Below are 14520 nucleotides of genomic sequence, written 5' to 3' on the forward strand. Positions count from 1 at the left end.
GAATACCCGCTGAAAACTACAGATAACCAGGAAAGGAGGCGGTCTGATGTCTGCGGATAAACAAAACAAACGGATTCCCGGCGATTTTGAATCGGCTGTACGGGAAATGCAGGAGCTGATGTGTGTTTGCGGTGATTTTAAAATACGAAGGATCAAACTGCAGGACCGTCATACCGCTTTCTTTTATATTGAACAAATGATAGAAGAACAGAAGCTGAATGAGTTTCTGTTAAGCGACACCCTGCAGAACGGCCCGCTTGAGGAAACGATGAATGCCGTCAGCAGTGCGGAAACGGATGAAATCAGAAAACTCATTGACGGGATTTTGGCCGGACAGGTTGTTTTTCTCAGCGATGCATCGATGAAAGCGAAGCTGTTTTCCGTCGGGCAGAATCCGCTGCGTTCCATTATGGAACCCGAATCTGAAAGTATCGTCCGCGGCGCCCATGACGGGTTTGTGGAAAGTTTGGAAACGAACATTCATCAGCTGCGGTTTCACATACAGGACCGCCATCTCTCCGTTCATTATATGGATATCGGGGAAAGAGCCAAATCAAAGGTTGCGGTTATCTTTGTTGAGAATATCGCCAATCCGGAGATTGTGGAGGAAGTGAAGCGGCGCCTGTCATACCTGCGTATAGACAGCGTGCTTGCGCCCGGGATTATCGAGGAATCAATAGAAGATAATTCGTTTTCCATTTTTCCGCAGATCATTCATACGGAACGGCCGGATAAAGCAAAAGCATGCGTGATGGAAGGCTGTGTGCTGATCATGATGGATGGGAGCCCGTCGGCTTTGATTGCGCCGATCACATTCTTTTCTTTTTTTCAATCGCCGGATGACTACAGCACGAGATGGATTTCCGCCAGTTTTTTAAGAGTGCTGAGATTTTTCGCCTTTATGATCGCGATTACGCTGCCCGCTTTTTATATCGCGCTGATTGCGTTTCATTTTGAAGTCATTCCCAACGATCTGATTATCACCATGAAAAATTCGATTGTTGATATTCCCTTCCCTCCGCTGATAGAAGCCATGATTATGGAGATTACGATTGAACTGATCCGCGAAGCCGGTATCAGGCTGCCGAAACCGATCAGTCAGACGATCGGCATTGTCGGCGGTCTCGTGATCGGTGACGCAGTCGTTCAGGCGGGACTCATTTCTAATATGATGATTATCGTCGTAGCCGTTACGGCCGTTTCTTCTTTTGTGCTTCCTTCATATGAAATGAGCACCTCCATCCGAACGCTCAGATTTCCGCTTATGTTTCTGGCATCCTCGTTCGGTTTTATCGGCATCGCACTCGGCTTCGGGCTTATTCTGATGAACCTGTGCAAGCTTGAATCACTCGGCGTTCCTTATTTATCATCGCTGACGCCGTTTCATTTCAGTGACTTGAAGGATGCATTTATCCGGCTGCCGGCTTGGTTTATTAAAAGAAGGCCTTTTTATTTGAGACCGCAAGACTCAAAGCAGATGAAACATGTTCGGGGGTGGAGAAAAGATGAAGCCTAAAAAAATAAGCCCGCTTCAAGGCGTGTTTTTCATTAATCAGACGCAGATCAGCATCGGCATTTTGGCGCTGCCCCATTTACTGATGATGAAATCGGGAAGCAGCGGATGGATTTCCATTCTGCTTACCGGATTGCTCGTCCAGCTTACATTCAGCCTGTATATGATATTATTTCACCGGTTTCCGAAGCTGAACCTGTACGAAATGCTGGAGGAGGTGTTCGGAACACTTGCCGGCAAAGGGGTGCAGGTGCTGTATATTTTATATTTCGCGTTTCTCTGCACGCTCATTCTTTCTGTATTTACACGGATATTGGATATCTGGGTGCTCCCTCAGACTCCAAATTGGGTGATCAGCTTAATGCTGATCCTCGGTTCTGTCTATATCGCCCAGGCTCCGCTGAATGCGATCGCCAGGTTCAGCTTTATTTTAACGCCGTTTTTGCTGCTGATCTCTCTGCCGATTTTATACACGCTGGGAAAAGCCGATATCACATACATTATGCCGATTTTTCACGGAACCGCAAAAGACATGCTTACCGGAGTGCAGCAAACACTTGTCAGCATTACCGGCTTTCAGGCGGCGCTCGTGATCGGGCCCCTAATCAACTGCACCGTCAGCCAGCGCTACAAAATACTGACGATTTCAAACATCTTGATTATCCTTTATTACCTGTATATCACCCTTACTTGCTTTGTCACAATCAGCCCCGAAGAAATAAAAATGATCCCGGAGCCTGTGCTGTACCTGTTAAAAACCGTTTCATTCAGAATTATCGAACGGACGGATCTGCTCTTTTTGACGTTTTGGTTCGTGACCGTCTTTTCAACGCTGGCCAACGTGTTTTACTTGGCAAGCACCGGCATCGCCAAGCTGTTCAATCAAAAAGACCACAGCCGGTTTGTTTATCCGCTGGCCCTGCTCGTCTTCCTTCTGTCTATTTGGGCCACAAGCACGGATAAAACGATACAGCAGCTGGATCAGTTTTTCCGCATTTCCGATATTGTGTTTGTGTATTTGTTTCCGTTGTTTATGGTATTGATTGTCCTTGTACGCAAAAAGGGTGTCCGCCATGCGCATTAAAAAAGCGGTTCTTATCAGTCTCATGTGCGCAAGCCTGACACTTGCGGGCTGCTGGGATCAAAATTTGCTGAAAGATATTTCTCTCGTGCTGACCGCAAGCCTTGATGTTGATCAGGACGGTAAAAATAAAATCGGCATCACCTATCGGAAGGTTCAGTCCTCCCAGGCGGAACAGGAAACGGGCGGCTCATTCATTACGACGGTGCTCAGCGCTTCCGGGCACACCATCCGTGAAGCGCGGTTTCAATTGGATAAGCTTGTCGATCAGCGCATTGACACGTCCAAGCAAAGAGTCTTATTAATCGGTGAGAAAATGGCGGAAAAACCGCTTTTTCCTTATCTCGATGTCTTCTACAGAGATCCGAAAAGCCCGCTTCTCGCTCATCCGGCGGTTGTAAAAGACGGCGAGGCGATTGAAGTGCTGAAGCTGATCGTCCGGCAGAAATTGATCGTCAGCAAGTATTTAACGAATTTATTAACAAGCGCTAATGCGGAATCAAATATCAGCATGGAGAATTTGCAATCCATCCGTTCAAGCATGCTGACGGCTGATAAGGATTTCGCCCTTCCTTATTTATCGATTAACGGACAGACGATAAAGGTAGAGGGTTCTGCCCTGTTCAGCGGCCAGCGGAAAGTGACTGAGGTGCTCGGTCAGGATTCGACCCTCCTGACCCTTTTAAGCGGGCAATTTAATAAATCGGCTAATATTAATCTGAAGCTGTGGGACAAATACAAAATGGATATTGAAAATTATCTTTCTCTCGGCATCACGGATGCCACGCGAAAGATTGTATTTATAGATACAGATCCGCAGCATATAAAAGTGAAAATCCGTTTAAAACTGAATGCACGCGTCTTGGAATATCCAAAGGACAAGCTGAATTCTTATACGGCAATCGACCAAATAAACAAACAAGCCTCAGCAAATTTGAACAGCCAGGCCAGATCGGTGATCAGCCATATTCAGGAGCACAACTCGGATATCCTCGGCATCGGCCGGAACTATCAAACCCATTATTATGAGCGGGGCAAGCGGCTCAATTGGCGTGGGGTCTATCCTTCCATCGAGATAATCCCTGATATCAAAGTGGATATCTCACAAATCGGCATCGTGAACTAAAAGAGACCCCGGTCTCTTTTTTTGTTGCCAACCGAAATGATTCGTGTTACTCTTTTTATGTAAACGGTTACATGAATGAAGGAGGAGTGTTTGTTGGCAACGATTAAAGATGTCGCAGGCGCTGCCGGCGTCTCAGTTGCCACGGTTTCGCGTGTCCTCAATGACAACGGCTACGTGCATGAAGATACACGAACGAAGGTCATGCTTGCCATGGAGAAGCTGAATTATTATCCGAATGAAGTTGCCCGCTCTCTTTATAAAAGAGAATCCAGACTGGTCGGGCTTTTGCTTCCGGATATTACGAATCCCTTTTTCCCTCAGCTTGCCCGCGGGGCTGAAGACGAGTTGCAGCGGGAAGGATACCGGCTGATCATCGGCAACAGCGATGAAGAATTGGAAAAAGAACTCGACTACCTGCAAACATTTAAACAAAATCAAGTTGCAGGTATTTTGGCGGCCACCCATTACCCCGATCTTCCCGAATACAGCGGCAGCCTTTACCCGGTCGTATTTCTGGACCGGACAAAAGAAGGCGCCCCATCCGTATTCAGTGACGGACGGGCAGGCGGAAAACGGGCGGCTGAGGAAATGCTTCGCGGCAAAAGCACAAGCATCACGCTTGTCAAAGGCCCAGCCCACCTTCCGACCGCTCAGGAACGTTTTAACGGCGCACTTGATGTGCTGCAAAAAGCGGGCGCGCAGTTCAATGTCATCTCCGCCGCTTCATTTTCCATCAAGGATGCCGCCATTTTAGCAGAAGAATTGTTTGCAGCATACCCTGAAACCGACGGAGTCATTGCCAGCAACGACATTGCGGCGGCTGCCGTCCTCCATGAGGCGCTGCGGCTCGGCAAAAAAGTTCCGGAGGAGATTCAGATCATCGGATACGACGATATTCCGCAGAGCAGGCTTTTGTTTCCGCCTCTTTCAACCATCCGCCAGCCTTCATATGAGATGGGAAAACAAGCGGCAAACCTGCTGCTGCAATTGATAAAGAAAGAGCCGCCGAAAGAGACTGCCATTCAAATGCCCGTGACTTACATAAGAAGACAAACGACGAGAAAGGATGATCACCATGAGTGAAATTTGTGTTATCGGAAGCTGTTCTATGGATCTGGTCGTCACATCCGATCGGCGCCCGAAAGCCGGAGAAACCGTACTGGGCACAGACTTTCAAACCGTGCCCGGGGGAAAAGGCGCAAATCAGGCCGTAGCCGCTTCCCGCCTGGGCGCAAACGTATATATGGTAGGAAAAGCAGGCAATGACAGCTACGGAAAAGCGATTATTGAAAACCTGAAGGCAAACGGTGTCAATACAGACTATATGGAAACGGTTACACATAAAAAAAGCGGAACGGCTCATATTGTGCTCGCGGAAGGAGACAACAGCATCGTCGTCGTAAAAGGCGCAAACGATGACATCTCCCCCGATTATGCCAAAAGTGCGCTGGCAAAACTTCCCGGCATTGATATCGTGCTGATCCAGCAGGAGATTCCTGAAGAAACCGTTGAAGAAGTATGCAGCTACTGCCGCGCGCAGCAAATTCCGGTTATCCTGAATCCCGCGCCGGCCCGGCCGCTGAAACAATCGACGATTGAGGATGCCGCATATCTTACGCCGAACGAACATGAAGCATCCATTTTATTTCCTGACCGGACGAAAGAAGAAGCGCTTGCCGGCTATCCCGGCAAGCTGTTCATTACCGAAGGAAAACAAGGCGTACGCTACTCAGACGGCACCAAGGAACGGCTTGTTCCCGCCTTCCCTGCAGAAGCGGTCGACACGACGGGAGCCGGCGATACCTTTAATGCGGCACTTGCCGTCGCACTCGCGGAAGGACGGGACATCGAGCAAGCGCTCCTGTTTGCCAACCGCGCCGCCTCCCTGTCCGTGCAGCACTTCGGCGCCCAAGGCGGGATGCCGGCCAGAAAAGAAGTTGAGGAGCTGCTGTCATGAAAAAACACGGAATGTTAAACAGCCACATTGCCAAAGTATTAGCCGATCTCGGGCATACAGACCTCATCGCGATCGCCGATGCGGGTCTCCCCGTCCCTGACGGCGTCCCTAAAATTGATTTGTCCTTAACGGCGGGCGTTCCCGCCTTTCGGGACGTGACCAGCCTGGTAGCCGGGGAGATGGCAGTCGAAAAGGTGATAGCCGCTTCCGAGATCAAAGACGCAAATCCCGAGAATGCAAGTTTCATAGAAAGCCATTTCTCAGCGCAGACGATCGAGTACATGTCCCACGAGGAATTCAAACGGCTCACACAGAAAGCAAAAGCCGTCATCCGAACGGGTGAAATGACACCATACGCCAACTGCATCCTGCAGGCGGGTGTGATTTTCTAGAAAGAAGGGATCCAGCATGCACATCGGCATGACAGACATTCATAAAGCATTCGGCAAAAACCAAGTGCTCTCGGGCGTCTCATTTGAGCTTCTGCCGGGAGAAATCCACGCTTTAATGGGAGAAAACGGAGCGGGCAAATCGACGTTAATGAATCTGCTCACCGGGCTCCACCGGCTCGACAAGGGAAACATTGCGATAAACGGAACAAATATGAGCTTCTCCAATCCAAAGGAAGCCGAAAAGCACGGAATCGCCTTTATCCATCAGGAACTGAATATATGGCCGGACATGACGGTGCTTGAAAACCTTTTTATCGGCAAAGAGCTGACGACGGCGTTCGGCGTTTTGGAAACGAAGAAAATGAAAGCGCTAGCAAAATCACAGCTTGAAAAACTGGGAGTCTCTCTTCCTCTCGACCGGGAAGCCGGACAATGTTCCGTCGGCCAGCAGCAGATGATTGAGATTGCCAAAGCGCTGATGACAAACGCCGAAGTCATTATTATGGACGAACCGACCGCGGCGCTGACCGAACGGGAAATCAGCAAACTGTTTGACGTAATGACGGCGTTAAAGCGGGACGGCGTATCCATTGTCTATATTTCGCACCGAATGGAAGAGATATTTTCGATTTGCGACCGGATCACCATTATGCGGGACGGCCTCACTGTCGATACGGCGCATATTAAAGACACTAATTTTGATGAAGTGGTCAAAAAAATGGTCGGGCGGGAGCTGACCGATCGGTATCCGACTCGCACGCCGTCACTCGGCGATAAGGTGCTCGAAGTGAAAAACGCCTCAAAAAAAGGAAGCTTTTCACAGATCAGTTTCCATGTGAGCGCCGGAGAAATCCTCGGCGTTTCCGGCTTAATGGGTGCCGGACGGACAGAAATCATGAGAGCGCTGTTCGGAATTGACAGGCTCGATTCCGGAGAGATCTGGATTTCCGGCCGAAAAACCGGCATTCGGGGTCCGTACGATGCCATCCGCAAGGGCCTCGGCCTGATTACGGAGAACCGCAAAGATGAAGGGCTGCTGCTGGATACGTCCATTCGTGAAAATATTTCATTGCCGAACCTGACCAGCTTCTCTCCGAAAGGCATCATTGACCGAAAACGCGAGGCGGAGTTCGTTGAGCTGCTCATCAAGCGTCTGACCATTAAGACCGCATCTCCGGAAACCGCCGCCCGGCATTTATCAGGAGGAAATCAGCAAAAAGTCGTCATCGCCAAATGGATCGGAATCGGCCCGAAAGTTCTCATCCTTGATGAACCGACAAGAGGCGTCGACGTAGGCGCGAAAAGGGAAATCTATTCATTAATGAATGAACTGACCGATCGCGGAGTCGCCATCATCATGGTGTCTTCCGAGCTGCCGGAAATTCTCGGCATGAGTGACAGAATCATCGTCGTCCACGAAGGGCGCATCAGCGGAGAAATCAATGCGGCCGGCGCAACACAAGAACACATCATGACACTTGCCACGGGAGGGCAGCAGAATGAAAACTGAACCAATGACATCAACTGAACAAAAGCGATTTTCCATTCATACCTTCACGCAAAAACTCGGTCCGTTTCTCGGCTTACTGATTCTTGTGCTGATCGTTTCCGTTTTAAACCCGAGTTTTCTTGAACCCCTCAATATTCTCAACCTTCTTCGGCAGGTTGCGATTAACGCTCTGATTGCATTCGGAATGACGTTTGTCATTTTAACGGGAGGCATTGATCTCTCTGTCGGAGCCATCCTCGCCTTATCGAGCGCATTGGTCGCGGGTATGATGGTCTCAGGCATCGATCCGATCTTAGCCGTCATCATCGGCTGCGTGATCGGCGCCGTACTCGGCATGATAAACGGATTATTAATCACAAAAGGAAAAATGGCGCCGTTCATCGCCACTTTGGCGACAATGACCGTCTTTCGCGGACTGACCCTCGTCTATACGGACGGAAATCCGATTACGGGGCTCGGTTCAAATTACGCATTTCAATTATTCGGGCGCGGTTATTTTCTCGGCATTCCCGTACCTGCCATTACGATGCTGATTGCATTTGCGGCCCTGTGGGTTCTTCTGCACAAAACACCGTTCGGCCGCCGGACATACGCCATCGGCGGCAATGAGAAAGCGGCGCTGATATCGGGAATCAAAGTGCCCCGCATCAAGATCATGATCTATTCTCTGACAGGTTTATTATCGGCGCTGGCAGGAGCGATTCTGACATCACGCTTAAATTCCGCACAGCCGACGGCCGGGGAATCATACGAGCTGGACGCCATCGCAGCGGTCGTTCTCGGCGGAACGAGCCTGTCCGGCGGTCGAGGGCGCATCATCGGTACGCTGATCGGGGTTTTGATTATCGGAACGCTGAACAACGGCTTGAACCTTCTCGGCGTATCATCTTTTTATCAGCTCGTCGTCAAAGGAATCGTCATTTTAATCGCGGTGCTGCTGGACCGCAAAAAATCGGCATAGTAGGAGGACCATTATGAAGAAAGCCATCATCACGATCGCGGCATTATCACTGTTTTTGCTGTCCGCCTGTTCACTTGAACCGCCTCAATGGGCAAAACCGTCAAACACAAAACATAAAAAAGAATTCACTATCGGGCTCTCCGTCTCTACATTGAACAATCCGTTCTTCGTTTCATTAAAAGAAGGCGTTGTAAAGGAAGCCAAAAAACGGGGGATGAAGGTCATTATTGTCGATGCCCAAAATGATTCATCTAAACAGTCAAATGACGTAGAAGATTTGATCCAGCAGGGAGTCGATGCGCTGCTGGTCAATCCGACCGATTCATCAGCGATTTCAACAGCCGTCGAATCGGCAAATTCCCTCGGCATTCCCGTCATTGCGCTTGATCGTTCAGCCGAACACGGCAAAGTCGAAACGCTTGTCGCCTCTGACAATGTCAAAGGAGGAGAAATGGCGGCTGACTACCTCGCCGATCAGCTCGGAAAAGGCGCCAAAGTGGCTGAACTGCAAGGGGTGCCGGGCGCATCCGCGACACGGGAACGCGGAACGGGCTTTCATCATATTGCCGACAAAAAGCTGGATGTCGTAACAAAGCAAGCGGCGGATTTTGACCGTACAAAAGGATTGACCGTTATGGAAAACCTTCTACAGGGACATCCGGATATCAAAGCCGTGTTCGCCCATAATGATGAAATGGCACTCGGCGCGCTCGAAGCGATTAACAGCTCGGGCAAACACATTTTGGTCGTCGGTTTCGACGGAAATAAAGATGCGATTTCTTCCATTAAAAACGGGAAGCTGACAGCCACGGTCGCCCAGCAGCCGGAGCTGATCGGAAAACTGGCGGCCGAAGCGGCGGAGCAGGTGCTCAAAGGAGAAAAAGTCAAAAAAACCATTTCCGCTCCATTGAAACTTCAAACGCAAAAATAACCGGCCGATGTTTAGACTTCCGGTAAAACGTGAAAGGATGAAGTAAAAGGAGAGATACAGATGAAGAAAACAGCCAAAGCGGCATCCATTCTGACCCTTGCAGCGGGAATATCAGCGGCTTCAGCTGCCGGAATAACGCCTCTTCCCGAGACACACGCGCAAGAAGCAGTCAAAATTGACGATCTGTACAGCTACCCGCTTGACTCTTATCTCGTTTCCGCGGAAGCATTGAACGTGAGAACAAAAGCATCAGCAGCCAGTCCGAGAGCTGATACCCTTCATTTAGGCGACAGCTTAAAGATCGTTTCATTCCAGAACGCTGACTGGGCAAAAGTACATTATAAAAACGGAAAAACAGGATTTGTATCTACTCATTATATTGTTAAAGAAGCAACAACCGTAAAAACGACGGCAAAAACAAAAGTATATACAGACAAACAAGCGGTCAAAGCTTCCCTTGCCAAAAACACGAGCGTTTCTTTCCTCGGATGGAAAAAGACAGCCGGCGGCGGCATTGATTTCGGCTGGGCGCTTGTCGATTACGGGGGCGCAACGGGATATATCAGCACAAAAGATCTGCAAAAACTGACATAATATCAAAACGGATTTCGCAAATTCAGCGCGAAATCCGTTTTTTCTTTCTTGAGCAGTCAGAAACGTCTAAGGTTCGAAATATTTCTCAGGAAATATTGTCGGATGAAGATGAATGCATACGACTCTAAAATGGCTTCTTTATGTAATCCGCCAGGCGTTTGGCATTATCACGGATAGCCGCAGCATCGGCGGTGCTTACCCCGTACATCGCGAAAGCCGGCAAATAGGTCATACCCGTAAAATTAGCCATTGCCTGAAACGGCCTTAAGAGCTCGCTCAGTGAAAAATGGTTAGACCCGCCTGCCTGATATGCATCCTCTCCGGCACCTACGGAAACAGCCAGCAGCAATTCTTTGCCGTGCAGCGCCTTTCCTTTGGAACCGTAAGCCCAGCCATACGCCAGCACATGATCCATCCATGTTTTTAAAAGCGGAGGCGCACTGTACCAGTACAGCGGGAATTGAAATACGATCCGGTCATACTGTTCACACAGCTGCCGTTCCTTTTCCCCATCTATTTTCCCGTCCGGATATTCTTTATAAAGCTCACGGACCGTGATGTCATCATGATTTTTTAATTCTTCTGCCCACGCCTTATTGACCGCTGAGTTGTCCATGTCAGGATGAACCGCTAATACCAATACTTTCACAGCTACCACACCTTTCCCTTTTGACTGTATTTTACCTAATCTTTGCCGGTTCAGCCAAATAAAAAGAAAGCCCCCGAGAAAAATGAGGCTTTCTTTTTTATTTTATTCCGGGCTTCCTTCGGTTGTTTCGATATCCTTCGCAAAATTCGGATTATCTAAATTTGCGTTGAAAAAGTCCGCCGTATTCGGAAGCTTGAGGTTCATATTCATTTTTTGAGAAATGGTCACTTTACAATCTTTAATGACATAGTCAAACACGTGTCCCCCGGAATTGCGTCCTTCATCAATGAAGTGCAGGTGATATCCGGAAACAGCGATGCCGTTTGCGTAACCCGGCGTCCAGAAGCCGGCGATTGTACCCTGAATGTCGTCAAAGTTGAACACAGGCTGTGTTTTCACCGCTTCGATCATCGGAACGTACGGTTTCTCCTGGCGTTCTACCGTTCTTGTCTGCACCTTTTTAAATACGCCGTCTAAACGGATCGCATAAAATAAGTTTTTACTAGGCAGAAGGCTGGCGATTTCCTGCTCGAATTCTTCACGGGTCATTTCGCCGTCGATCGTATGCGTCATGTCCGGCGTGAAAAATGTGAATGAGCAGAATGGTGACAGGTCTCCGCCTTTAACAGGCGTAGCCGTTCCGTCGCCGCGCAGACGGTAAAATTCGCCGTCAAATCCGATTAATTCGCCGTCCAGTTTGTTGAACGTGCCGATTCCGAAATCACCGAACTTCGGAATGTCAGCCATATCAAAATCTCCGTCATATACTCCGTCCAGCAGAGATGTCATGGTGGATACTTGATAGATCTGATCCTCAGGTGAGCCTTTTTCTCCGCGGCTCATCATATGGATGTCGCTTGCGTTTTTCATATTCCCTTCACTCCTTTTAAATTGGGCTGTTTTAGAAAACAGGTCATGGTGCGCAGAGTGCTAGAGAGCTTTTGCTTTCATTTTTTCTTTGAATTGCTTCGGAAGCATGTCGCTTGATAAATGGACATTGTCACTGTAATCGACAGGAATGTCAATGATGACAGGGCCTTCTGTGTTCAAGCCTTTTTGCAGCACGTCTGCCAGCTGTTCCGGTGACTCAACGCGCAAGCCGGTGGCGCCGAAGCTTTCTGCATATTTTACGATGTCAATGTTTCCGAAATCTACGCATGATGTACGGTTATATTTTTTCATCTGCTGGAATGCGACCATATCATATGTGCTGTCATTCCATACAAGGTGAACGATCGGCGCTTTTAAGCGGACTGCCGTTTCCAATTCCATTGCAGAGAACAGGAATCCTCCGTCTCCTGAAACGGATACGACTTTTTCACCCGGATTCACCAATGTGGCGGCAATCGCCCAAGGAAGCGCTACGCCCAATGTCTGCATGCCGTTGCTGATCAACAGTTTCAGCGGCTCATAAGCGCGGAAGTAGCGGGACATCCAGATCGCGTGAGAACCGATATCGCAAGTGACGGTTACGTCGTCATCAATTGCATTGCGCAGTTCTTGGACGATTTGCAGAGGATGCACTCTGTCGGATTTATGGTCGCTTGGCGCCTTCTCGCTGTCTGAGAGCATCTGTTTTAATTCGCTCAGCACTTCTTTTTCACGGCTGCCCATATCAAATGTCACAGCGTCGTGTTCAATTTGTTTAACCGTAGCGGGGATATCGCCTAATAATTCTAATTCCGGCTGATAGGCATGATCGATATCGGCCTGAATTTCGTCAAGATGGATAATAGCACGGTCACCGTTTACGTTCCAGAACTTCGGATCGTATTCAATCGGATCATAACCGATCGTTAATACGACATCCGCCTGTTCAAGCAGAAGATCGCCCGGCTGGTTGCGGAACAGTCCGATCCGGCCGAAATATTGGTCTTCCAGCTCTCTGGACAATGTGCCGGCCCCTTGGTACGTTTCTACGAAAGGCAGTTTTGTTTTGGCAAGCAGTTTGCGGATTTGTTTTACCGCTTCCGGTCTTCCGCCTTTCATGCCGACTAACAGAACGGGAAGTTTCGCCGTCTGGATTTTCGCGATAGCCGCGCTGACCGCTTCTTCCGGTGCAGGGCCTTGTTTCGGCGCCGGCACGCTGCGTACGTTTTTCACATTTGTGATTTCATTCACAACATCCTGCGGAAAGCTCACAAAAGCCGCGCCTGCCTGACCTGCTGACGCTGCCCTGAAGGCGTTTGTTACCGCTTCTGGTATATTCCCTGTTTCCTGTACTTCTACACTGTATTTTGTAATCGGCTGAAATAGCGCCGCATTGTCCAATGATTGGTGTGTCCGTTTTAACCGGTCTGCGCGAATTACGTTACCCGCCAGCGCCACTACCGGATCACCTTCTGTATTAGCCGTTAACAAGCCGGTCGCCAAGTTGGATGCCCCCGGGCCTGAAGTAACGAGACAAACGCCTGGTTTTCCAGTCAGTCTTCCGACAGCCGCAGCCATAAATGCAGCGTTCTGTTCGTGACGGCATAAAACCAGTTCAGGTCCTTTATCTTTTAACGCATCAAATACTGCATCAATTTTTGCACCCGGAATGCCAAAAACATGTGTGACACCTTGCTCCACTAAGCAATCAACAACAAGCTCCGCCCCCCGATTTTTTTCAGAGGTTTTTAGTTCATTTGTTGCTTTTGCCAACACCCTCACTCCTTATTATGCATATTAAATATAAAATTTTAAGTAATTTGTGATATTATTCACTATACACTCTTTGGAAATTGACCTCCAATATCAATTCGCCGTATGATTAATATGTTTCACGAATAATTAACAAAGAGAAAGGAATGGATAAGGATGGAGCTTCGCCATCTTCAATACTTTATTGCCGTTGCCGAAGAACTTCATTTCGGCAAAGCTGCGCTTCGGTTAAATATGACACAGCCGCCTCTCAGCCAGCAGATCAAACAGCTTGAGAAGGAAGTCGGCGTGACCTTATTAAAGCGCACGAAACGGGTTGTAGAGCTTTCAGCTGCCGGAGAAAGTTTTTTAAAACACAGCAGAAACGCGATCGAAGAAATAGACAAAGCGATTGAAATGGCGCAGAGAACGGCGCGGGGAGAGCTCGGCCGCCTTGTCGTCGGTTTTGTCGGCTCGGCCACATATGAATTTCTGCCGCCGATCATTCGGGAATTCCGCGAAAAATTCCCCTCCGTCAAGCTTGATCTGCGTGAAATTTCTTCTTTCAGACAGCAGGAAGAACTTCTGAAGGGGAACATTGATATCGGCATCCTTCATCCGCCTTTACAGCATTCCGCGTTACATATGGAAAAGGTGCAGAGCAGTCCGTGCATTCTGGCTTTGCCGAAGCAGCACCCGCTTACCGCTAAACAGACAATCGACATTCAGGATTTAAAAAATGAACCGATTATCACACTGTCGAAAGAAACATGGCCGACTTTATACCTAGAGTTTGTAAACTACTGCGAGCAGGCGGGCTTCAAACCGAAAATCGTTCAGGAAGCGACGGAGTATCAAATGGTGATCGGATTGGTTAGTGCCGGTATCGGCGTAACCTTCGTGCCTTCTTCTGCTAAAAAGCTGTTTAATCTCGAAGTCGCCTACCGCGGCATTAATCAGGTGCAGCTCACTGCCGAATGGGTCATTGCCTACCGCAAGGATAATCAAAACCCGATTCTGAAACATTTTCTGGATATTATGAATAAACGTCAGGCTTTATTGCAGGCGGATAAGGAAAATGCATAAAAAAGAGGGCCGCCGAAAGCAGCCTCTTTTTTTTGTGCTTTTATGGAATTTTACTAAATTGGTAGAAACGCTCAGTACACCTTACGACCTGTACCCGT

14 protein-coding genes are annotated in these 14520 nt (G+C 48.7%); 11 read left to right on the plus strand and 3 right to left on the minus strand.

Going from position 1 to position 14520, the window contains the following annotated elements; all coding sequences use genetic code 11:
• Positions 1 to 46: 46 nt before the first annotated feature.
• The 10 genes from NYE38_RS17655 to NYE38_RS17700 all read left to right on the plus strand — a co-directional run bounded on the left by NYE38_RS17655 (position 47) and on the right by NYE38_RS17700 (position 10065).
• Positions 47 to 1516 carry a spore germination protein gene (locus NYE38_RS17655; protein ID WP_172869592.1) on the plus strand — a complete coding sequence of 490 codons (1470 nt, stop codon included), beginning with the start codon at positions 47 to 49 and terminating at the stop codon, positions 1514 to 1516.
• Entirely contained in the window at positions 1506 to 2597 is a 1092-nt protein-coding gene (locus tag NYE38_RS17660) for an endospore germination permease (RefSeq protein ID WP_172869590.1), read from the plus strand. The genes NYE38_RS17655 and NYE38_RS17660 overlap by 11 nt, the downstream gene beginning before the upstream one ends.
• Complete coding sequence (locus tag NYE38_RS17665; RefSeq protein WP_159354670.1) at positions 2587 to 3720, plus strand: Ger(x)C family spore germination protein; 1134 nt, start codon at positions 2587 to 2589, stop codon at positions 3718 to 3720. Before NYE38_RS17660 ends, NYE38_RS17665 begins: the two co-directional genes overlap by 11 nt.
• Positions 3721 to 3813: 93 nt before the next feature.
• The gene (locus tag NYE38_RS17670) at positions 3814 to 4803 is read left to right on the plus strand and encodes a LacI family DNA-binding transcriptional regulator (protein ID WP_159354671.1); all 990 of its coding nucleotides are present in this window, start codon (positions 3814 to 3816) and stop codon (positions 4801 to 4803) included.
• Positions 4796 to 5677, plus strand: coding sequence for a ribokinase (gene rbsK / locus NYE38_RS17675; RefSeq protein WP_129093790.1), 882 nt, complete (start codon positions 4796 to 4798; stop codon positions 5675 to 5677). The genes NYE38_RS17670 and rbsK overlap by 8 nt, the downstream gene beginning before the upstream one ends.
• Positions 5674 to 6069, plus strand: coding sequence for a D-ribose pyranase (gene rbsD, locus NYE38_RS17680; RefSeq protein WP_007407521.1), 396 nt, complete (start codon positions 5674 to 5676; stop codon positions 6067 to 6069). The genes rbsK and rbsD overlap by 4 nt, the downstream gene beginning before the upstream one ends.
• A gap of 16 nt (positions 6070 to 6085) precedes the next feature.
• Positions 6086 to 7579 (plus strand): sugar ABC transporter ATP-binding protein, encoded by a 1494-nt coding sequence (locus NYE38_RS17685; RefSeq protein ID WP_017418780.1) that lies wholly within the window; start codon positions 6086 to 6088, stop codon positions 7577 to 7579.
• Entirely contained in the window at positions 7569 to 8540 is a 972-nt protein-coding gene (rbsC, locus tag NYE38_RS17690; RefSeq protein ID WP_012118605.1) for a ribose ABC transporter permease RbsC, read from the plus strand. The genes NYE38_RS17685 and rbsC overlap by 11 nt, the downstream gene beginning before the upstream one ends.
• A gap of 13 nt (positions 8541 to 8553) precedes the next feature.
• The gene (rbsB, locus tag NYE38_RS17695) at positions 8554 to 9471 is read left to right on the plus strand and encodes a ribose ABC transporter substrate-binding protein RbsB (RefSeq protein WP_021494847.1); all 918 of its coding nucleotides are present in this window, start codon (positions 8554 to 8556) and stop codon (positions 9469 to 9471) included.
• 60 nt (positions 9472 to 9531) lie between these two features.
• Positions 9532 to 10065, plus strand: coding sequence for an SH3 domain-containing protein (locus NYE38_RS17700; RefSeq protein ID WP_024085887.1), 534 nt, complete (start codon positions 9532 to 9534; stop codon positions 10063 to 10065).
• A gap of 124 nt (positions 10066 to 10189) precedes the next feature.
• On the opposite strand, the gene NYE38_RS17705 is transcribed toward NYE38_RS17700, so the two are convergent.
• From NYE38_RS17705 to alsS, 3 genes are all read right to left on the minus strand, one after another.
• A complete protein-coding gene (locus NYE38_RS17705; RefSeq protein WP_129093791.1) occupies positions 10190 to 10714 on the minus strand; it encodes an NAD(P)H-dependent oxidoreductase in 525 nt (174 codons plus the stop codon).
• A gap of 102 nt (positions 10715 to 10816) precedes the next feature.
• Entirely contained in the window at positions 10817 to 11584 is a 768-nt protein-coding gene (gene budA / locus NYE38_RS17710) for an acetolactate decarboxylase (RefSeq protein ID WP_003151318.1), read from the minus strand.
• Positions 11585 to 11644: 60 nt separating this feature from the next.
• A complete protein-coding gene (gene alsS / locus NYE38_RS17715) occupies positions 11645 to 13357 on the minus strand; it encodes an acetolactate synthase AlsS (RefSeq protein WP_003151317.1) in 1713 nt (570 codons plus the stop codon).
• A gap of 156 nt (positions 13358 to 13513) precedes the next feature.
• Between alsS and alsR the strand changes: the two genes are divergently transcribed.
• Positions 13514 to 14422, plus strand: coding sequence for an acetoin biosynthesis transcriptional regulator AlsR (alsR, locus tag NYE38_RS17720; RefSeq protein WP_007407528.1), 909 nt, complete (start codon positions 13514 to 13516; stop codon positions 14420 to 14422).
• The last annotated feature ends 98 nt before the right edge of the window (positions 14423 to 14520 follow it).

The organism is Bacillus sp. EU63, from assembly GCF_038592915.1.
GTDB lineage: Bacteria > Bacillota > Bacilli > Bacillales > Bacillaceae > Bacillus > Bacillus velezensis.